This window comes from Pseudomonas sp. PAGU 2196, assembly GCF_022179005.1.
Taxonomy (GTDB): domain Bacteria; phylum Pseudomonadota; class Gammaproteobacteria; order Pseudomonadales; family Pseudomonadaceae; genus Aquipseudomonas; species Aquipseudomonas kermanshahensis.
Genome location: NZ_BNTL01000006.1, coordinates 62,967 through 83,151, shown reverse-complemented (window position 1 = coordinate 83,151; position 20,185 = coordinate 62,967). Strand labels below are relative to the sequence as shown.

Sequence of the window (20,185 nt, the reverse complement as noted above, 5' to 3'; positions counted from 1 at the left end):
GTTGACAGACCGGCGGAAAAATCGCAAAAGTTCCGGCGCACGCAAGCGTGCCCGCACGTACAGCCGCCATAGAGGCTGACCGCATGCAATTTTTAACCGTCACAGCCTGTCAAAGCTGTGTCGTTGATGTGCAACGACAGGCCGAGACTAGAGCGGTACCCGAAGGGCCGCAACGGAAAAAAGGTGGCAGGAGTATGTTTGGGAAATGCCCTACAAGGAAGGGGTTAAATCTGATTTTCTCTCTCCGAAGTTTTACAGCTGGGCCTCTTCGCAGCGGTCATGCGCGGTCTGGGTAGGAGCGGGTTAACCCGCGAAGAGGCCAGACTAGACAACGCATCAGCTGTGCTTAGGCTGGAGCCGCAGCCACCTGTACCGCGCTGCCGCTTGATCACTCGGCATGGATGTTCAACTTTAGCTCGTCGGCGCCTGCTTCGGCTCATTCATCGGGTCGCCCTTGCAGTACACGTACGACGAGCCATTTTGAGTAGCAAGCAGACCTGCACCCTCAGGCACCTGATAGCGGTGCAGCTGCCCATCGTACAAACGATCACCATTGCCCAAGTGGTACAAGCTCAAAGGGTTAAGCGGTTCGCCTTTGAAACCCAGCCAGGTAGTGGATGCTAAGTCGCGAACGCGGAACCCATAGGGCAGGTAGCTGTAATAGTCCGGGGCGGTAGATTGGCCGTGCTTAAGGCTGGCGAACACGGTGCCCGCAGCATCGCGCAGTTCGAACGTGCAGGTCGTTGATTCCCACACGTCATCAGTGGCCTCTGTGATTTGCTGCAAAAAGCACGAGGGGCTGTTATTAAGCAGCACCATCCGCCGTTTCGCTGCCTTGCCGGTAAAGTGATCGCCCAGTTGTTGAACGGCATAGATCGACCCTTCCCGGTAGTGATACACCTCCCGCTGCTCACCTAGCACCACTTCCCTGATCCGCCCCTGAATGTCATAGGCAAACTGGTAATCCGCGCCCTCCCCCCCTGACTGGCTGCTGTATGACTTGATCTGTCCATTGGCGTGATAACCGAGCTTGCGCTTGCTGCGTTTCAAGGTGCGGCCGCGTTGATCGTTGACTTGCGGCTCGCCGTTCGATGAGATCAGTGCACCTGGGCGGTCTGGGTCATAGCCGTAAGTAGAAACACCTGGCCCCTTGCTCGACTTGTGGCTGCGCGAAACAACGTTGCCATCGGTGTCGTACGTAAATATCTGCTCGGTATAGGCTTTGTTGCTGCTGCTGACGGGCGCATTCTCGCCCGTGCAGTACCATTTATGCAGACGCTGATCGCTGTCGTACGTGTAATGGTCGCTGCGGTACTCCTTGCCATCGACCTTTAGCACAGACTGCTGCAGCCGCCCATCACTAAGCAACGTTCGTTCAAGGCTCAGCGTAGGAAAGCCGTCGCCACAGAAGGTGCGCGTAGTTTCATTGCCTGACGGGTCATAGGCGTAACTCACCGTGATCAACGCGCCGCTGCAGACATCCTTGATGGTTTCCTGAGTGAGCTGGCCTTCGTCGTTGTAGGTGCTGGTTGTCTGGCATGCCGAACTGGCTGAACTGACAACGCGGTGGTTGGTGTCGTAGGTGAACGTTGTGGTAGTACCCGTAATGTCGTCGAAGCTGAGCAACTGGCCGGCCGCCGAGTAGATGTGCAGGGAGGTGGCCGTTTGCTTCGTACCCATGAAGGTGGGCGCGCAGGCTTCACTGAATTGGCGCTTGGCAAGGTCCAGCGTGCCACTGTAGCCAGCAGCAAGGTAATCTGGCATGTCCTTAGGCTCAGCGTCTTGAAACAGCGTGGTGAGCGGCCCATCGCTGCCAAGGGTGAGTGAATGTTGGCTCGCAAACTCCAAGCGCACGTTACCTACTGCACTATTAAGAAGAACGAAGCGCGGGTTATTTTCTGCAGATTGATTGTCCATATTAAGCTATCACCTTTGGCACAAGAAGGATTTCGCCACCTTAGCAACAGTCACCACCTAAACTTTTTACGAACAGCTCCACTGCGTTCACAGCGTCAGCACACCGTCAAGCCGCTGTAGCACTCAGCACCTCGCCGCAGCGCTGATCATCTACTTGATCTTGCGAATAATAAGAAAAGGAATTATACGCCGTCGAACCTTCAGCCCTAGGCGCGATGCTTTTGACTGCCGCCCTCAACGTGCTATGTTCAAAGGCCATGTTTTTGAGCGCTGGGTACACTTCAGCCAGCGGTGGGTTAACCTTTGCGATCCTGTCGTCGAAGGGTTCGAGATTTGCCTGAAGTACCATCCTACGCAGAATAGGAACCTTACGCCCCGTCACGAGGTTGAATCGGCACTGATTAAATTGTGCAATGGGTAGCCCAATTTCCTTATCCTTCACATTATAGAAAAAAGCTTCAACGGGAAGCGCTCCGGCTGTTTCAGCCGTCCACGAGGTCACCTTGAAGTCATTAGGCACGGTGGTCTTTTCGGACGCCCGCTCAACGACCGCCAGTGCCGTCATGAACGCCCCCGTTACATCAGGCCCCTTAAGGGAGAACGCGCACCGCGTGTCGTAGTCCTTATCATCAATGGGTGAATGGGCCTCAAACCAGGCCTTGGCACCTGTGACAATGTCACTCGACACCACACATGGCGCACTGCTGTCCTTCTTGTCCTCGTACGCTCCACAACCCTTGTCTGAGCGTTTGTCCGAGGCACCATCAACGGGATAGACGCAGGTTGGCTGCAACTTCAATTGACCTGGTTGTTCTTGACCTGGCGGTGACACAATATAACCATTGGTGTATTCATACGCTAACCGTTCAAAGGATATACCGATGCGCACGTAACTAAACGAGGTATCGTGCGTTGCTCCCTTCCGGGGGGGATCCCACGCGTTAAAATGCTTTCCACGCGGATCGCCCACACCTCTTATCAATAGACCGGAGCATTCGTAAGCCGGGCGATTATTCGGACAGGACTCTACATAAGCTTGATAGCGCAATGTAACTTTTCTCTCTATTTCCTTACCGTATCTATTGAGCTCAGGCCATGCCTGTACAGGCCCGATCATCGCCAGCATTATCAACCCTACACAATGTACACGCATCTATTAATCTCCATTTCTCAAGAGAGAATGCACTTCACTGTGCGCTTTGCACGCCCTTGAATGACACACCGGATAGTGATGATCGTCTACTGGTAAAAATGATAGGTTGACGCGAATCGATTATGAGCTGGGCTCCGTACAAAGGTCCGAGAAACCTGCTCGCCCTGCCTCACTCTCCAGTCATGCGGGGTCCTGGTAGGAGCAGCCTTGTGCTGCGAAGAGGCCGGTAGCAGCCCTGAAAATTCCCGGTTTGGTCACGGGCCTCTTCGCAGCACAAGGCTGCTCCTACACGGAATGCGTAAGCCTCTTACAGCTCATCCACAAACGGCAGCGGTAGTTCGGCCATTTGCAGGCACTGCAACCGGTACTCAAAACGCAACCACACGTGGTCAAAGAAGTACGCCGCCGTCTGACGTTTGCGCCGGTAGAACGGTTGCTCCACTTGCATCAACGCCAAGCGTGCCGCCCGGGCCCAGGCATGGCCGAGCAACACCATCGCTAATGCTTGTAGGAAGTCACCCGCTGCCCGGTAGGCATATTCCCTGTCATCATGCCGCACAAGCCCACGCACCCAAGCGCGTAATCCTTCACTGGCGACGTGCAACTGCTGCGCCCAACGCCTGCCTTCGGCGTCACTCGCCAAGCCCGCATCTTCCAGCACGTGGTCGAGCAGCGCTTCCAGCGCCTCGCCACGGTCGCCCAACACCTTGCGCACGAGCAGGTCGTTGGCCTGGATCTCGTTGGTGCCCTCGTAAATCATGGCCACGCGGCTGTCGCGCACGGTCTGCTCGATGCCCGATTCGGTGACGTAGCCGTAGCCGCCAAACACCTGCAACGCGTCACTGGCCAGCTGGAACCCTTGCTCGGTGAAAAAGGCTTTGACCACGGGCGTGAGCAAGCCGATCCGGGCCTCCAGGGTGTGACGGGCCGCCCCTTGCGACTGCTCGGCAAGGTCGAGCAGATGGGCACTCCAATAGCCGATGGCGCGCATGCCTTCGGTCAGCGCCCGAGACTGCCACAACACCTGACGCACGGCCGGGTGGAAGGCCACCGGGTCCGCTGCAGCAGCTTGAGCACCTTCAGGGCGCACCACCGCACGCATTTGCACACGCGCCTGCGCATAAGCTAAGGCACGCTGCCCGGCGCTTTCGGCGTGGGCCAAGCCCTGCAGCCCGACGTAGGTGCGGGCACTGTTCATCATCACGAACAACGCAGCCAAGCCGCAATGGGGCTGGCCGATGAGCCAGCCTTGAGCCTGGTCGAAGCTGAGGCTGCAAGTGGCGCTGGCGTGAATGCCCATCTTGTGTTCGATGCCGGTGCAATGAACGCCGTTGGGCTGGCCGTGCTCAGTCAACTTGGGAACCAGGAACAACGACAGACCACGGCTGCCCGCAGGCGCATCTGGCAGCCGGGCCAATACCAGGTGCACGATATTGTCGGTGAGGTCGTGCTCGCCCCCCGAAATGAACACTTTGTTGCCCGTCAGTCGATAAGCCCCCGCTTCAGCCACCCGCGCCTGCGTGCGTAGCAGCCCCACATCGCTGCCGGCCTGGGGTTCGGTCAGGCACATGGTGGGCAGGCATTCACCGCTGACGATCTTGCCCAGCCAGGCCTGGCGCAGCTCGGCAGAGCCAAACGTGCGCAGGCACTCGTAGGCGCCATGGGCGATGCCGCTGTACATGGCCCAGCCATGGTTACAGGCGTAGATCACTTCGTGCAGCGCCGCGCCGAGCAGCAGCGGCAGGCCCTGGCCGCCGTGCTCCACTGCGCAGGTCAACCCTGGCCAGCCACCTTCCACGTAACGCTGGTAGGCCTGGCGGAAACCTTTCGGGGTGGTCACTTTGCCGGCGTGGAAGCTACAGCCTTCGCGGTCGCCACTCATGTTCAACGGCAGCAACTGGTGTTCTGCAAAGCGCGCGCCCTCCTCCAACAGTTGGAGAGCCAGCGCGCTGTCAACGCCGGTAAACCGCTCGGATTCAGCCCAGGCCGCTGGTGCTTGCAGCCAGTGATCGATCACGAAACGGATGTCTTGCAGCGGAGCGCGATAGGTAGACACGTGAACCTCCTTTTCAGGTCTTGGCCAGTGGGTTTTCCAACAGCAAGGCCATGCCCTGGCCACCGCCGACGCAGGCCGATACCACGCCATAGCGCTGGCCACTGGCGCGCAATTGCCGCGCAACGCTGATCACCAGGCGCAGGCCAGTTGCGGCCAGCGGGTGGCCAAGGGCGATAGCGCCGCCACAGGCATTCAGCCGTTCCGGCGCGATGCCCAGCGATTGCTGCACCGCTACAATCTGCGCGCCCTGGGCTTCGTTGATTTCAAAGCAGGCGATGGCGTCCAGCGCCAGGCCTGCACGCTCCAGCAGCAAGCGGATGGCCGGCACCGGGCCCAGCCCCATCAGCTCAGGCGCCACGCCCACAACACTGCTGGCCCGCAACCAGGCCATCGGCGTGCGCCCAGCCAGCTGGTCTGCCGAACACATCAGCACCGCCGCTGCGCCATCCACCACCGCACAGCTATTGCCCGCGGTTTGCACTCCCTGCGGGTAAATCGGGGGGAGTTGCTGCAAACGCTCGAACGCGGTCGCGCGCGGGTGGCTGTCTTCGGAGACGGCTTCAACGCCACGCGGCAGGCGAATGCCGCGTGGCTGCAAGCCGGGCGCTTCGAACACTTCATTGCCAACACTGACGCACTCGTCGGCAAACCACCCTCGCGCCCGCGCAGCCATGGCCCGCGCGAAGCTCTGGGCCGCCCAGGCGTCTACGGCAGCCCGGGGAATGTGACAGTGCCGGGCGATGTTCTCGGCGGTCTGGATCATGCTGATGCCAACAGCGGGGTCGAACAGGGCTTCCCAGAGAAAGTCCTTGAAGCCGACTTCGCCGCCCAAGCGAAAACCGCCACGGTGGGTGTAGGCCACGATCGGATTACGTGACATCGACTCGGCCGCCACACATAACACCGCGCCCGCCTCCCCCGCCTGGATTTGCTCACCCGCCTGGCGCAACAGTTCGAAACCGGTCGCGCAGATGCGTTGCACCATCAGCGCCGGCACCGCCTGGTCGACGCCACAGTACAACCCGATATGCCGGGGCAGCATGTAGGCGTCGAAGTCAGCCTGGGCCATGGAGCCGGCCAGTACGCTGTCGACGTCGCGCCCCTCCAGCCCAGCGCGCTGCAACACTGCGCGGCCGGCCTTGATGCCCAGGTCGGTCGGCGAGACCAACCCGAATGCGCCATTGAGATCGACCCACGGCGTGCGGATACCATCGAGCAACGCGGTCGCCGCAAACGCGCGGAATTGCCCCCGGGCCGTCATGGCGCGTCTACACGTAACGGCCCCTGCCCGGCGTACAAGCTGTCGATCAGGCCCTGGCGCAGTTGCAGGACCGCACGCTGGTTGATCGAGCCTTTGTCGGTGATCTCGCCGCGGTCGATGGACGGCGCTTCGTCGGCCAGGCCCGCGAACTGGATAAAGCTGGCGTTGCCCGTGGCGCCTCGGTTGAGGCTGGCCAACAGGCTCGACAGCCAGTCCCGCACGGCAGGCGATGCCAGCACTTGGGCGTCACTGGCCTGGTCGCCAAGCCCGGCCAACTGCCGGCACTCTGGCAACCGCGGGAAGATCAGCAAGCCCAGGCATTCGCGGTCAGGGCCCAGTACCACGACGTCCAGCACATAAGGGGCACCCTGCAGGATTACCTGGGTGCGCATGGGCCCGACGCTGACGAACACCCCGGAGGACAACTTGAAGTCCTCGGCAATACGCCCGTCGAACATCAGCCCAAGCTGCGGGTTGTCGGGGTCGCACAGGCGCACGGCATCACCGCTGCGGTAGAACCCTTCGTCGTCGAACGCCGCTTCGGTTTGCTGGGATGAGCGCCAGTACCCCGGCATCACATGCGGCCCGCGAAACCTCGCTTCGAGCTTGCCGTCCATCGGCACCAGCTTGACCTCGCACCCCGGGGCCGGCAGGCCAATGTAGCCGGCGACCGACAGCGGCCCCGTGGTGAACGTGCACGACGGCGAGGTCTCGGTCATGCCCAACCCCGCCATCATGCGGATGCGTTCGCCACAATGGGCCACGGCCACCGCGTCAAGCCGGTCCCAGATGGCCTGTGACAACCCGGCGCCGGCAAAAAAGAACAGCTTCATGCGCTGGAAAAAGCGTTCGCACAGGCTGCTGTCCTGCTCCAGCGCCTTGACCAGTTCTTCCCAGCCCTTGGGCACGGTCAGGTACGCCGTGGGGGAAATGTCCTTGAGGTTGTGCAGCGTCTGGGCAAAGCCTTGCGGCGTCGGCTTGCCATCGTCGATATACAGCGTGCCGCCGTTGTACAGCACGATGCCGACATTGTGGCTGCCGCCAAAGGTGTGGTTCCACGGCAGCCAGTCGACCAGCACCGGTGGCACTTCGGCGAATTCCGGAAAGGTCTGCAACAGCATCTGCTGGTTGGCGCAGAGCATGCCCTGGGTGGTGACCACAGCCTTGGGCAGCTTGGTGGAGCCGGACGTGAACAGGAACTTGGCAAGGCTTTGTGGGCGCAACGCGGCAAACGCTTGGTCGGCGCAAGGGTGTGCGGCGGTGGCCAGCACCTCGGCGAACGGCGTGCTCGCCCGGCCTGGCAGTTCGCCCTCGCCCAGCACCAGTGTCACCGAGGGCTCGAACACCGCATCGATGGCTCTGCCATAGGCTGCGTCGGCCGCGAACACCAGGCCCGGTTGCAGGGTCTGGACGATATGACGCAGCTTGCCAAAATCCTGGGACAGCAATGAATAGGCCGGCGATACCGGGCAATACGGGATGCCGGCATACAGTGCGGCCGAGGCCAGTTGCACATGCTCAAGGTCGTTGCCAGAGAGGATCACCAGCGGGCGTTCGGCGCTCAGGCCTTGATCCAGCAACCAGGTGGCGATGCATCGAACACGCTGCAACATAGCGGCGTAAGTAATGTGCTGCCACTCGCCATCGGCACCACGGCGGGCAACGAACGTTTGCTCGCCGCGCTGTTCGGCCCAATGCAGCAAGCGCTCCATCAGCCGTGCCGGGTAAGCAGCAAGTGGTTCCACAGGGTCCAGGTAGAGGATGTCGCCTTGCTGGCGCACCTGTACCTGAGGCTGCCCGATCTTGACGGCGCGCAAGGGCGCACGCTGGGCAACGGAGAGGGTTTCGCAAACCATGAAGGCTACCTCTGCCTTAGTGCGCCCGAGGGCCGAGAGGCCCCCAGGTGCATTCGCTATTGTTGTTGTGAGTGCGTGGGTTAGATCGGGTAGTGCCGGGCGCCTTGCTGCACGGTGACCCAGCGCAGCTGGGTAAAGGCGTCGATCGCCGCCGTGCTGCCGAAGCTGCCGTAACCACTGGCCTTGACCCCGCCAAAAGGCATCTGCGCCTCGTCATGCACGGTCGGGCCATTGATATGGCAGATGCCCGACTCCAGGCGCTGGGCAAGGGCCAGGGCGCGCTGGGTGTCACGGCTGAAAATCGCTGCGCTCAGGCCAAACTCGGAGTCGTTGGCCAGGGCCAGCAGTGCTTCGTCACCGCTGGCGCGCAGCACCACCGCGACGGGGCCGAACGACTCTTCGCGGTACAGCTTCATGTCGGCGTTGACCTGGTCGAGCAGCACCGGCTGCATAACGCTGCCCGTGCGCTCACCGCCCGCCACCAGGGTCGCGCCCTTGCTGACGGCGTCATCAACCAGCGCCTGTATGCGCTCACCGGCCCCGGCATCGATCAATGAACCCAGCGGCGCATCGGTTTGTGCAGGGTCCGCTGCGCGCAAGCTGCGGACTTTTTCACCGAGCTTGGCGACGAATGCATCGGCCACGGCCTGGTCGACGATCAGCCGCTCGGTGGACATGCAGATCTGGCCCTGGTTGAAGTAGGCGCCAAACGCTGCGGCATCCACCGCGGCATCCAGGTCGGCATCGGCCAGCACCAGGAACGGTGCCTTGCCGCCCAGTTCGAGCACCGCGGGCTTCAAGTGACGCGCCGCCAATTGCCCAACGATGCGCCCTACATGGGTAGACCCGGTGAAGTTCACCCGGCGCACCGCTGGGTGCGCGATCAGCCGCTCGACCACCGCCGGCGCATCGTGCGGGGCGTTGCTGATCACGTTGACCACGCCATCCCCCAAACCGGCCGCCTGCAACACCTGGCCGATCAGGCCATGCACCGCCGGGCTGGCTTCGGAGGCCTTGAGTACCACGGTGTTACCGCACGCCAAGGGCATGGCGATGGCGCGTGTGGCCAGAATCACCGGTGCATTCCACGGTGCGATGCCCAGCACCACGCCGCAAGGTTGACGCAGGGCCATGGCAAAGCTGCCGGGCACGTCGGAGGGGATGACGCTGCCCTGGATCTGGGTGGTCATCGACGCTGCTTCGCGCAGGATGTTGGCCGCCAGCATCACGTTGAAACCGTACCAGTTGGCCTTGGCCCCCGTTTCCCCGGCCATGGCCAGGAATTCGTCACGCCGGGCGTCCAGCGCATCGGCCGCCTTCAGCAAGCGCGCGCGGCGCTCGCCTGGCCCCAGCGCAGCCCACGCGGGGAACGCCGCCTGGGCCGCTTCGACCGCCGCATCGGCGTCGGCCAGGGTGGCCGCAGCCACCACCGACACCACCTCGCCGCTGACCGGATGGCGACGTTCGAACGTGCCGCCGTCGCTGGCCGCACGGGCCTTACCGCCAATTAACAATGGCACCTCGAACATCGGGCATTCCTCTTTTCTGATTATTCGGGAATGAACGCCAAGATCACTCAGCGCTTGTAGGCTTGCAGGCCAGGCTTGATGCTCTTGTCGTCAAGGAACTGCTTCAAGCCCTGCGCACGCCCGTGCTCGGGGTCACGCAGTTGCGCCTGGTCGAGCTTGGCGTACAGGTAGTCTTCGTTCTGCTCCCAGGTCAACTCGCGGCAGCGCTTGAAGCCGTTTTTGGCGGCGCGCAGCACCACCGGGTTTTTGTCCAGCAGGTCCTGGGCCAGCAGTACCACTTCATCACGCAGTTGCGCCAACGGCACACTTTTGTTGACCAGGCCCATCTGCGCGGCTTTCTGCCCGTCGAAGGTCTTGCCAGTCATGATGTAGTACAGCGATTCTCGGTGGCCCACGGTGTCGGCCATGGCTTTGCTGACCAGGTTGCCCGGTGGGATGCCCCAGTTGATTTCAGACAGGCCGAAGGTGGCCTCATCGGCGCAGATGGCCAAGTCGCAGGCGACCAGCGGGCTGAAACCGCCGCCGAAGCACCAGCCGTTGACCATGGCGATGGTTGGCTTGCTGTAGAAGCGCAGCAGCTTCCACTGCCATTCGGAGGCATCGCGGCGGATGCGCTCTTGAAGAATCTCCGGGCCGGCGTCCACCTCGCGGAAGTACTCCTTGAGGTCCATGCCCGCGGTCCAGGCGCTGCCTTCGCCGGTCAATACCAGCACACGGGCGTCGGCGTCCTGCTCGACGGTTTCCAGCACATCGCGCATTTCACGGTTGAGCGTAGGGCTCATGGCATTGCGCTTTTCAGGACGGTTGAAGCTGACCCAGGCGATGCCTTGCTCGACGGTGACTTTCACGGTCTGCCAGCGGTTGTCGTATTGGCCCATCACACACCTCTTGTACTGATTGTTCGTTGTGGTTGGCCGAACATTAGCCCGGCCATTTAGTTAAGTCAATTAATCATTAACAAAATTATCTATTTAACTTCGAAGGCGTCGTAGACGACGGCATTGCCCAGGCGCATGGCACTGCCGACGCCCACCGTGCGGTTGAGCCAGGCGTACTGAGGGGCCGAGGTTTCAAAGTGCATCGTGATGCGGAACTGGTACAGGCTGGGGTCGACATCCTCGCCGGCGGCGACTTTTTTCATCACCTCGGGCGGGCCGAAGCGGTAGCCTTCGGTACGCAGGTAGATCAACGCGCCGTCGTCGGTCTGCAGCAGGTAACGGGTGTCGATGATGGCGACGCCCTCGGGGGTAACCACCTGCCAGTCCGCGCCATTGTTGAGGATGGTGCCCTTGAGCCGGGGGCCCTCGAAATGCCCGCCCGTGATGGGGATAATTCGCCGTTTGCCCTGCCCGCTGGTGGCGCCCAATTCCCAGACCGGTGCCACCAGGTCAACGCTGAAGCGCGCCAGCGGCTCGAGCTTGAGCGGCGGCGGTTCATAGCTCGCGGCCTGGGCCAGTGCGGCGCAGCTGCTCAAGCACAGGGCGATAAGCCCTTTACGCAGGCTCATGGCGCCACCCCTTGCGAAGCCGCAGCCTCGGTGTGCGGTGCACGCCGCCCCAGCAGCGCCATCGCCGCCACAGCCGCTACCACCAGGCCCGGCGAGGCCGCCAGCAACAAGCCCCCTACCCCGGCGCCAGCGGCAAGGATCTGCCCTGCCGCCAAGGGCCCGGCCATCGACCCCAGCCGGCCCACGGCCACCGACGCGCCCACCCCCGTGGCACGCACGTGTGTCGGGTACAGCGTGGGGGCCAGTGCATACAGCACCAACTGGCCGCCGATGGCGCAATAGCCGGCGGTAAAACCGGCCAACAGGATCAAACCGAAGGTGGTGGACAGGCCCAGCCCCGCCAGGGAGGCGAGCATGCCGGCGTAGGCGATCAACACCGCACGCCCAGCGTGCCCACGGTCCATCATGCGCCCGGTCAGGAATGACCCCGCCGCGCCGCCCAGGTTGAACAGGATTTGCACCGCGCCGGCCTGCGGCCGCGAATAGCCCTGGCCGATCAGCAGCGAGGGCAGCCAGTTCAGTAGCATGTACAGCACGGTCAGGGTGAAGAAGCATGCCAGCCACAGCAGCAGTGTGCGGCTCGCCCGACCAGGGCCGAACAGTTGAGCTGCCAGCCCGTTCTGCGTTCCGCTGGCGGCGGCCTGGGCGCGAAACGCCTGGGACTCCGGCAGCCAGACCATCAGCACGAAGGCAATCGCAATGGGCGCAAAACCGCCCACGTAGAACACCGTGCGCCAGCCCTCGCCCAGGCCCGCCATGCCAATCACCGAAGCGATGGCGCCACCCAGCGGCACGCCGCAGTAAGTCAGGCTGACCGCCGTGCTGCGCAGGCGCTCATGGGCGGCCTCACTGGCCATGGCGATAAGGATCGGCAGCGCCGCGCCCAGCCCCAGCCCGGTCATCAGCCGCGCCACCAGCAGCGATGGGTAGTCCCAGGCATGCGCGGTGGCCAACGAGAACCCCCCGAACAGCAACACGGCCAGGATCAGGATGCGTTTACGCCCCATGCGGTCCGCCAGCCAGCCGCCGACGAAGGCGCCTGGCAACAGGCCGAGCAAGCCGGCACTGAACACCCAACCCAGCATGGCGGGGGTCAAGGCGAATTCCTTGGCCATGTGGGGCGCGGCAATGCCGGTGGCTTGCAGGTCGAGCCCTTCGAGCAGCGCGACGAGAAAACACAGGCCGATCGTCAGTACCGGCCGGTGCGATTGTGCGATTGAACCACTCATGTGCAGCCCTCTTGTTGTTATGCGAATAGGAGTCAGAGCCTGAAGGTCGCACGTACCGACACCAGCGAGGCGTCGTCGCCCCCGGCATCGCGGATGGCGGCGCCTATGTCGTAATACTTCAGGTCCAGGTCGAGCGTCAGGTTAGGCGTCGCCAACCAGCGGGTGTTGACGCGGTAGATGGTGCCCACGTGTCGGCCGGTGTCGCGGGTGTTGGCGAGGATGCTCATGCCAGGCATGTATACGCCGTCGTGGGTGTTCTGTTTCCACACCTCGAAGATACCGGGTTCGAAACGCAGGGTGCGCCAGGGTGAAAAACCAAAGGTGGGGCCAATGACGAGGATGTTGCTCAAGGTGGTCAGGCTGGCCTCGCCGTACACGCCGTTGCGCGGGTACAACGGGTCGAAGGTACCGACTTTGCCATCGCCCAGGTCGCCGTCACCGCTGGCCGCATCCAGGCGCATGGCCAGGCGTGGGGCCCAGGGGTGGTTGAAGGTGTAGCCGGTGTCGCTAGACACCGCCCAGGCACGAATGGAGGCGTTGCCCAAATGCCCATTTTGGCCGGCCAAGTCCCAACTCCAGTCCAGGGCCTGGAAGCGGCCGAACAGGCGGGTGCCGAACGTGTAGCGCTGTTCATCACCGGTTTCACCCGCCAGGGCGCGGTCGTCGGTTTCCAGGCCGAAGGCGAACAGGTCAATGTTCCAGGCTTGGGTCAACGGCAGGGTGCCGTACAGGCCATAGAACTTGACCCCGTTGTTACTGCCGTCATCCCAGCTGTCCTCGCCGGTCTTCACCGGCCGTACCGCAAAGGCATCGAGCTTGCGCCCGTCCTTGAGGTTGAGGCTGGCGCGCAGGCCGTCGAAGGTCTGGCGGATGTTGGGGGAGTCGCGGTAGGTGACGAACACCTGGTTGCCGAACGCCATCTCCTGGCGGCCGACACGGGCCGTGTAACGCCCGCCGTCAATGTCATGGTTCAGGTCGATAAAGGCCTGGCGCACTTCGTTGCGGCTTTCGTCGTTCGGTGAGTACAGGTCCTTGCCGAACGCGCGGGTGTTCTCGACTTGCACAAAGGCACGTAGCGCATCGTCGAACAGGTGCAGGTCGGCGTGGGCTTGCAGGCGCTGCATCAGGTAGGAATCGTCTTTGATCCCGCGCAGGCCGAAGAAGGGTTTGTCCAGTGAATCGGCGCGGTAGCGCGCTTCCGCGCCCAGTTGCAGCCATGCGCTATCGGACAGGCGATGGTAACGCAGGCCATCGAAAGGATCGCGGGCTTTACCTGGGTCATCCAGAAAACGGTAATCCTCGACCCAGCGCGGCGCACCAGGCCGCCCTGGGCGGCTGTCTTCCAGGGGGCTCGCCGCTTGTGAAAGCTGGGCGATTGATAACAGCGCCAGGGACAGACATGCCCCCGTCAGCGGCTTCGTCATCAGAATATCCTTTCTTGTTGTTGTGAAAATGGATAACTCTGTTAACGATTATTTTGTTTAACGATGATGCCGTCAATAGCCGTCAGCGCTAATCGCATACAACGGGGCGCGATCACTGTTCGCTGATCGAACAGTTTTTAAACCCGCTATTTAGGCGGATTGCCTGGATGAACCCGGACAGAAGCGTTTCAGCCAGGGTCGTCGCCGGTCTTCATTCCTTGACAAGATAATTAAATAAAAAAATCATGTAGTGCATCCAACCCACAATAATAAAGAGAAACCCATGATCCCCTCCAAGCCCTTGCTCGCTTTCAGCTTGCTGCTGCTCGGCGCCAGCCAAGCGTTCGCCGCGCCAACCGTTAAACAACCCAACATTTTGCTCGTGGTCGCGGATGACCTGGGGTTCTCCGACCTGTCTGCGCTGGGCAGCGAGATCGCGACCCCGCACCTGGACAAGCTGCTGGCCGACGGACGCCTGATGCTCGACTTCCATGCCTCACCCAGCTGCTCGCCCACCCGCGCCATGCTGATGTCCGGCAACGACCCGCACCTGTCCGGGGTCGGCATGATGGCCGAGTCGCGTGGGCGCCTGCCGGCGGGCAGCGAGGTGCAACCGGGGTATGAAGGGGTGCTGGGCGCCAATGTGGCCACGCTCGCCGAGTTGTTGCGCGATGCCGGTTATCGCACCTACATCGCCGGCAAGTGGCACCTGGGCATGACGCCCGCGCAGCAGCCGCAAAACCGCGGCTTCGACCAGGCGTACGTGTTGCTGGAAGGCGGCGCGGCGCACTTCAAGCAAACCAACATGGGCCTGCTGCCCAACTACAGCTGGAGCTTCCGCCACAACGGCGAGCCGGTGGAACTGCCCAGCGACTTCTACTCGACCCGCTGGTTCACTGACCGCCTGATCGACGTCATCGACCAGGGCAAGGCAAGCCAAAAGCCCTTCTTCGCCTTCGCCGCCTACACCGCACCGCACTGGCCGCTGCAAGCGCCCGACGCGTACCTGGCGCAGTACCGTGGCCGCTATGACCAAGGCTACGAACAGATCGCGCGCGAGCGGCTGCAGCGCCAGCGCAAGGCCGGGCTGGTGCCTGCGGACTTCCCGATGGAGCCACAACTCGAAGGTGTACCCAGCTGGGCATCGCTGACCCCGGAGCAACGGCAACAGTCAGCACGCACCATGGAGGTGTATGCCGCGATGGTGGCGGCACTGGACGCCGAGGTGGGCCGCCTGGTGGACCACCTGCGTGAAACCGGCGAGCTGGACAACACCCTGGTGTTGTTCATGTCTGACAATGGCCCGGAAAACGCCAACCGCGTCGACCCGGAATGGATCAAACGCAATTTCGATAACCGCCTGGACAACTACGGCCGGCCTGATTCGTTCCTGATGATCGGCTCGGCATGGGCCCAGGTCAGCGCCCTGCCCAGCCGCCGCTACAAAATGACCACCTACCAGGGTGGCATCCGCGTACCGGCCTTCGTCCACTACCCGGCCACGATAAAACCCGGGCGCAGCGAAGAACTGGCCAGCGTGCGCGACATCATGCCGACCTTGCTGCAACTGGCCGGTGCTTCACTGCCTGGCATCAAGTACCGCGACCGCGACATCGTGCCACCGCAAGGCACCTCGGCCCTGGCTTACCTTGAAGGCCGGGACACGCAGATCCACCCCCGCGACGAGGCCATGGGCTGGGAAATCAACGGGAACGCCTCTTTGCGCAAGGGCAACCTCAAACTGCTGTTCGACACCACCGACGCAGCCCCGGCGTGGCGCTTGTTCGATTTGAGCAAGGACCCAGGCGAGCACCATGACCTGGGCGCACAACAGCCCCAGCAAGTGGCCGAACTGCTGCGCGACTGGAGAAGCTACGCCCAGCGCAACAACATCGTTATCACGACCGAGGGCCGGCCTGTTTCCCCCGCGCTGGTCAGCAAGCCATGACAACCCGGCTGCTCGGGGGCGCGGCACTCGTCCTCGGCGTGCTTGCCGCCGCCTATGCGGCTTGGCCCGCAGCCCCTGCACCGGCGCTGCTGTGCAGCGGTTACAGCGGTGTGCCCGCGCCCCGCGAGGGGCCGTGGCGCGACGGCATGGTGCGGCTGCCCGGCGGCACCTTCAGCTTCGGCTCAAGCCGCTTCTACAGTGAAGAAGGCCCGCCGCACCCGGCCAAGGTTTCGGCCTTCTGGATCGACGTGCACCCGGTCACAAATGCCCAGTTCGCCCGCTTCGTGCAGGCCACCGGTTACGTGACCCAGGCTGAACAGGGTATCGACGCGCAATCGGCCCCCGACCTGCCCAGCACGCTGCGGGTGCCGGGGGCGATGGTGTTCAAACAGGGTGCCGAGGTATTACGGCCGGGCTGGCAGTTCGTTGCCGGGGCGAGCTGGCGCCACCCGCTGGGGCCCGATAGCCACTGGCGTGAGCGGGCAAACCACCCGGTCGTGCAAGTGACCCTGCGCGATGCCCAGGCTTACGCCCAATGGGCCGGCCGCACACTGCCCACCGAGGCCCAGCTGGAATACGCCATGCGCGGTGGCCTGCAGGATGCGGATTTCAGTTGGGGCGCTACCGAGCAGCCCACAGGCAAACCCATGGCCAATACCTGGCAGGGCCAGTTCCCGTATCACAATCAAGCGCTCGATGGGTTCACCGGCACGTCCCCGGTGGGCTGCTTCGTGGCCAATGGCTTTGGCGTGTTCGACGCGGGGGGCAATGTCTGGGAATTGACCCGCAGCGGCTACCGCCCTGGGCATGATCAGGCCCGCGATGCCGCACTCGACCCACAAGGCTCGGCGCTGGACGACAGCTACGACCCTGCCCAACCCGGCACACCAGTGGCGGTGATCAAAGGCGGGTCACACCTGTGCTCGGCGGATGCGTGCATGCGTTATCGGCCTTCGGCACGGCAACCGCAGACACTGTACCTGGCCACGTCTCATGTCGGGTTTCGGACGGTGAGGCAAGCAGAGGGCGAATGAAGCTGCCTATAGCGCTGCCGCCTGCGCCAGCCGCTGGGTGGCAAGGCGGATTTCATCCACATCCAACGAGGCAAACCCAAGCCGCAAGGCATTCTCGCGGTGGCCAAACGGTGAAAACTGGCCGCCGCCACGCACCACCAGGTCCAGCTCCAGCGCCTTGGCCGCCAACTGGTCGACGTCGAGGGTGTCGGCAAACTTCACCCAAAGCGCCAACCCGCCTTCCGGCTCCTGCACCGCTATCTGCTCGCCAAAGGCATCGCGCAGGCCACTCAACAGGGTTTCCCGTCGCCGCCGATACTCCGTGGACACCCGGCGCAGGTGCTTTTTCAATTCGCCGTCATTGATCAGGTCGGCCAACATCCGCTGCATCACCGCATCGCCCTGCCCCAGGGTCAGCACCGCTGTGCGCTCAAGCACCTCGATCACATTCGGTGGCGCCACGATAAAGCTGCAACGGAAGGTACTACCCAACGACTTGGACAACGAGCCGATGTAGATCACATGGCGTTGCGAACGGTCGCTGGCCAGCGGCAGATAAGGGCGCCCGGCAAAATGGTACTCATGGTCGTAGTCTTCTTCGATCACGCAAAAATCATGCAGCCGCGCCAACTCCAGCAGTTGCTGCCGGCGTGCCGCATGCAGGCTGACCGTGGTAGGGAACTGGTGATGAGGGGTGAGGTACATCATGCGCACGTCGTGCAGCCGGCACAGCGCGTCGATCTGATCGACCCGGCAGCCTTCCTCGTCCAGGTCGACGGTGACCAGCCGCGCGCCCAGCTGGCGGAAAATCTCCCACGCCGGCGGGTAGCTCAGGCGCTCGACCAGCACCACGTCACCCGGCTTGAGCAAAGCGCTGGCCGTGAGGTACAGCGACATCTGCACACCTTGGGTCAGGCAAATATGCTCGGCCCCCACATTAAGGCTGCGGTTGTGGCGCAGCATGTCGGCCAATGCACTGCGCAGGTACTGGCTGCTGCTTTCGCAGCCATGGCGCACGGTGTTGGTGGTGAAACTGTTGCGCAAGGCCTTGCGGTAATACCGATGCAGCACGGCCTGGGGCAACAGGCGGTGGTCACAGGCGCCGTTATCGAAAAACAGCGCGCCAGGCCGATGTTGCAGCGCCGTCACCTGCTCGCTGTTGGTGAAGTAGGGAACGGCAGGCGCCTCGTGCAGCGCCAGGGCAAATGACGGCGGCGTGCTGTGGGCGGCCAGCGTGCCGGCAGCGAGCCGGGTGCTGACAAAGGTGCCCCGGCGTTGCACGCTCTCCAGCCAACCTTTGGTAACCGCCTCTTCGTAAGCGAGGATCACCGTCTTGCGGTTGACATCAAGCAGTTGCGCCATTTCCCTTGAGCCGGGCAACAGCGTGCCGGGGCGCAGGCGGCCCTCGACGATCGCGGTCACCAAGCCCTCGACGATCTTTCTGTACGAAGCCTGCGGCTGAGCCCCGTCGAGCTTGAGCAACGGCCGCCATTTGCGAAGCTGGACCATGTGAATTATCCAGAACTGGAGGTTCTTATGGTCCTAGTCTAACGCAACAATCAGGCCTTTCTCGCCCCCAATTCAGCCCTGAGGTGTGTGTATGCAGCAACGCCATGTCATTGAACTGTCGCCCTCGGGCAAACGCTTCGAAGCCGCAGAAGGCTTGCTGCTCGACGCCATGCTCGCCAGCGGCCTGGCGGTGCCCTTCTCGTGCCGCCGCGGGGCATGCGGGTCGTGCAAGGTCAAGGTGGTGTCGGGCCAGTACCGGGACAAGCAGCGCAGCGCAGACATGCCCGCGCCCTGCTACCCGCTGGCCGCCAACGAGATGCTGCTGTGCCAGAGCCATGCCTGCAGTGACATGCGCCTGGAAATCCCCGGCTGGTCGCTGGACACGCCAACGCTGGCCATCACTGCCCATGTGCTGAGCCTGCGCGCGCTGAGCGTCGACATCAGCGAACTGGTGCTGCAGCCCACCCAGCCTCTCGAAGTGCGCGCCGGCCAATACGTCAGGTTCTGCCTCGACAATGGCGACAGCCGCTGTTTCTCCATCGCCAACCTGCCAGCGCAGGACCAGGGGCGCTTAGTGTTTCATATGCGCAAGGTCAGCGGCGGGCTGTTTACCGAACGCGTGCTGCCCACGCTGCAGGTGGGCGATGCGTTGCGGTTGGAAGGGCCGGTGGGCGCCTGCACCTGGCAGCACGAAGAACAACGCCCGGTCGTGCTGTTGGCCACCGGCACGGGCTATGCCGGCATCAAGCCGTTGTTACTGACGGCCCTTGCTGGCCATGCTCCAGTCACGTTGTATTGGGGCGGCTCATCGCTGGCCGACTTCTATGACGGCGACTTCCTCGACCAGGCAAGCCTTGCCCACCCACACTTTCGCTGGCACCGCGTGCTATCGGCCCAAGCCCGCGTACAACAGGTCGCGCTGACACATGCCCACCGGTGGGCCGATACCCAGGTCTATGCCTGCGGCAACAGCGCGATGATCACCAAGGCCCGCGAACAGTGCCTGGCAGCGGGCGTGCAGGCTCACCGCTTTGTCGCCGAGGCTTTCGTTGCCAGCGGCGCATCGGCGCCAGCGGCTGCGTCGCTGAGCACGCTGGACCCGGTGCTGGAAAAAGTCGGCCCACGTTACTCGTTGGACGGCATGCTCGCAGCCCGCGAGCAATCGGTGCGGGCCCTGGCAGCCATTGTCAGCCAACTGAAAGTCGGCATGACCACTGCCGAGGCGTTGCAGATGGCGGCCGAGACGTTGCAGGCGATGGGCGCGTCGCACACCTGGCACCCGACCTATATCCGCTTTGGCGACGACACCGTGCGCACACCCCGCCAAGGCATCGACCCACAGCGCCAACTGCGCGCCAGCGACATCGCCGTGGTCGACCTCGGCCCGGTGTGGGATGGCTACGAAGGCGACTACGGCGACACCTTCGTGTTTGGCGAGCACCCGCTGTATCACGCCTGCGTCAAGGCCCTGCACGAAGTGTTCGAAGAAACGCGCCAAGCCTGGTGCGCGGGGCTGACCGGCCGTGAGTTGTACGACTTCGCCGAACGCAGCGCCCTCGCCAAAGGCTGGCACCTGGAGCGCAACCTGGCCGGGCATCGCATTGCCGACTTCCCGCATGCCCTGTTCGGGCAGGACAAACTGGCCGAGTTGGACATCGTGCCGAGTGAGATGGTGTGGGTGCTGGAGATTCAGCTGTGCCACCCCACCGAGCCGGTTGGGGCGTTTTTCGAGGACATTCTGGTTGGCCAAAACAGCCCACTTATCAATGAACAGAGGTCATAA

At 63.0% G+C, this 20,185-nt stretch carries 14 protein-coding genes; 3 read left to right on the top strand and 11 right to left on the bottom strand.

From position 1 onward, the window contains the following. Positions 1-411: 411 nt before the first annotated feature. The 10 genes from MFF34_RS06630 to MFF34_RS06585 form a co-directional block, all read right to left on the bottom strand. A complete protein-coding gene (locus tag MFF34_RS06630) occupies positions 412-1,917 on the bottom strand; it encodes a hypothetical protein (protein ID WP_238211472.1) in 1,506 nt (501 codons plus the stop codon). A 106-nt stretch (positions 1,918-2,023) separates the two neighbouring features. Then, positions 2,024-3,043, bottom strand: a complete 1,020-nt coding sequence (locus tag MFF34_RS06625) for a hypothetical protein (protein ID WP_238211470.1) — start codon at positions 3,041-3,043, stop codon at positions 2,024-2,026. Between the two features lie 334 nt (positions 3,044-3,377). After that, positions 3,378-5,126, bottom strand: coding sequence for an acyl-CoA dehydrogenase (locus MFF34_RS06620; protein WP_238211468.1), 1,749 nt, complete (start codon positions 5,124-5,126; stop codon positions 3,378-3,380). A gap of 13 nt (positions 5,127-5,139) precedes the next feature. Further along, positions 5,140-6,387, bottom strand: coding sequence for a thiolase family protein (locus MFF34_RS06615; RefSeq protein WP_238211467.1), 1,248 nt, complete (start codon positions 6,385-6,387; stop codon positions 5,140-5,142). Further along, positions 6,384-8,243 (bottom strand): feruloyl-CoA synthase, encoded by a 1,860-nt coding sequence (locus tag MFF34_RS06610; RefSeq protein ID WP_238211466.1) that lies wholly within the window; start codon positions 8,241-8,243, stop codon positions 6,384-6,386. Before MFF34_RS06610 ends, MFF34_RS06615 begins: the two co-directional genes overlap by 4 nt. 80 nt (positions 8,244-8,323) lie before the next feature. After that, a complete protein-coding gene (locus MFF34_RS06605) occupies positions 8,324-9,772 on the bottom strand; it encodes an aldehyde dehydrogenase (RefSeq protein ID WP_238211463.1) in 1,449 nt (482 codons plus the stop codon). A 47-nt stretch (positions 9,773-9,819) separates the two neighbouring features. Continuing rightward, positions 9,820-10,650: a p-hydroxycinnamoyl CoA hydratase/lyase gene (locus tag MFF34_RS06600; protein ID WP_033698578.1), complete on the bottom strand. Its 831-nt coding sequence runs from the start codon at positions 10,648-10,650 to the stop codon at positions 9,820-9,822. A gap of 89 nt (positions 10,651-10,739) precedes the next feature. Next, positions 10,740-11,279: a DUF3237 domain-containing protein gene (locus tag MFF34_RS06595; protein WP_238211455.1), complete on the bottom strand. Its 540-nt coding sequence runs from the start codon at positions 11,277-11,279 to the stop codon at positions 10,740-10,742. Next, on the bottom strand, positions 11,276-12,508 hold the full coding sequence (mhpT, locus tag MFF34_RS06590; RefSeq protein ID WP_027596362.1) for a 3-(3-hydroxy-phenyl)propionate transporter MhpT: 1,233 nt from the start codon (positions 12,506-12,508) through the stop codon (positions 11,276-11,278). Before mhpT ends, MFF34_RS06595 begins: the two co-directional genes overlap by 4 nt. A 32-nt stretch (positions 12,509-12,540) precedes the next feature. Then, positions 12,541-13,932 (bottom strand): alginate export family protein, encoded by a 1,392-nt coding sequence (locus MFF34_RS06585; RefSeq protein WP_238211447.1) that lies wholly within the window; start codon positions 13,930-13,932, stop codon positions 12,541-12,543. Between the two features lie 283 nt (positions 13,933-14,215). Between MFF34_RS06585 and MFF34_RS06580 the strand changes: the two genes are divergently transcribed. Next, positions 14,216-15,880: an arylsulfatase gene (locus MFF34_RS06580; RefSeq protein WP_238211445.1), complete on the top strand. Its 1,665-nt coding sequence runs from the start codon at positions 14,216-14,218 to the stop codon at positions 15,878-15,880. After that, a complete protein-coding gene (locus MFF34_RS06575; RefSeq protein WP_238211443.1) occupies positions 15,877-16,914 on the top strand; it encodes a formylglycine-generating enzyme family protein in 1,038 nt (345 codons plus the stop codon). The genes MFF34_RS06580 and MFF34_RS06575 overlap by 4 nt, the downstream gene beginning before the upstream one ends. 6 nt (positions 16,915-16,920) lie before the next feature. Here MFF34_RS06575 and MFF34_RS06570 read toward each other — a convergent pair whose 3' ends face one another. Beyond that, a complete protein-coding gene (locus MFF34_RS06570; protein ID WP_238211440.1) occupies positions 16,921-18,402 on the bottom strand; it encodes a PLP-dependent aminotransferase family protein in 1,482 nt (493 codons plus the stop codon). A gap of 91 nt (positions 18,403-18,493) precedes the next feature. On the opposite strand from MFF34_RS06570, the gene MFF34_RS06565 reads away from it, so the two are divergent. Further along, positions 18,494-20,185, top strand: coding sequence for an NAD(P)H dependent flavin oxidoreductase family protein (locus tag MFF34_RS06565; RefSeq protein ID WP_238211431.1), 1,692 nt, complete (start codon positions 18,494-18,496; stop codon positions 20,183-20,185).

Bases quoted from the DNA above. Each gene is read 5' to 3' on its own strand.
- MFF34_RS06600 (WP_033698578.1), bottom strand. From the start codon at position 10,650: ATGGGCCAATACGACAACCGCTGGCAGACCGTGAAAGTCACCGTCGAG.
- MFF34_RS06625 (WP_238211470.1), bottom strand. From the start codon at position 3,043: ATGCTGGCGATGATCGGGCCTGTACAGGCATGGCCTGAGCTCAATAGA.
- MFF34_RS06630 (WP_238211472.1), bottom strand. From the start codon at position 1,917: ATGGACAATCAATCTGCAGAAAATAACCCGCGCTTCGTTCTTCTTAAT.
- MFF34_RS06570 (WP_238211440.1), bottom strand. From the start codon at position 18,402: ATGGTCCAGCTTCGCAAATGGCGGCCGTTGCTCAAGCTCGACGGGGCT.
- mhpT (WP_027596362.1), bottom strand. From the start codon at position 12,508: ATGAGTGGTTCAATCGCACAATCGCACCGGCCGGTACTGACGATCGGC.
- MFF34_RS06580 (WP_238211445.1), top strand. From the start codon at position 14,216: ATGATCCCCTCCAAGCCCTTGCTCGCTTTCAGCTTGCTGCTGCTCGGC.
- MFF34_RS06565 (WP_238211431.1), top strand. From the start codon at position 18,494: ATGCAGCAACGCCATGTCATTGAACTGTCGCCCTCGGGCAAACGCTTC.
- MFF34_RS06615 (WP_238211467.1), bottom strand. From the start codon at position 6,387: ATGACGGCCCGGGGGCAATTCCGCGCGTTTGCGGCGACCGCGTTGCTC.
- MFF34_RS06605 (WP_238211463.1), bottom strand. From the start codon at position 9,772: ATGTTCGAGGTGCCATTGTTAATTGGCGGTAAGGCCCGTGCGGCCAGC.
- MFF34_RS06595 (WP_238211455.1), bottom strand. From the start codon at position 11,279: ATGAGCCTGCGTAAAGGGCTTATCGCCCTGTGCTTGAGCAGCTGCGCC.
- MFF34_RS06585 (WP_238211447.1), bottom strand. From the start codon at position 13,932: ATGACGAAGCCGCTGACGGGGGCATGTCTGTCCCTGGCGCTGTTATCA.
- MFF34_RS06610 (WP_238211466.1), bottom strand. From the start codon at position 8,243: ATGGTTTGCGAAACCCTCTCCGTTGCCCAGCGTGCGCCCTTGCGCGCC.
- MFF34_RS06575 (WP_238211443.1), top strand. From the start codon at position 15,877: ATGACAACCCGGCTGCTCGGGGGCGCGGCACTCGTCCTCGGCGTGCTT.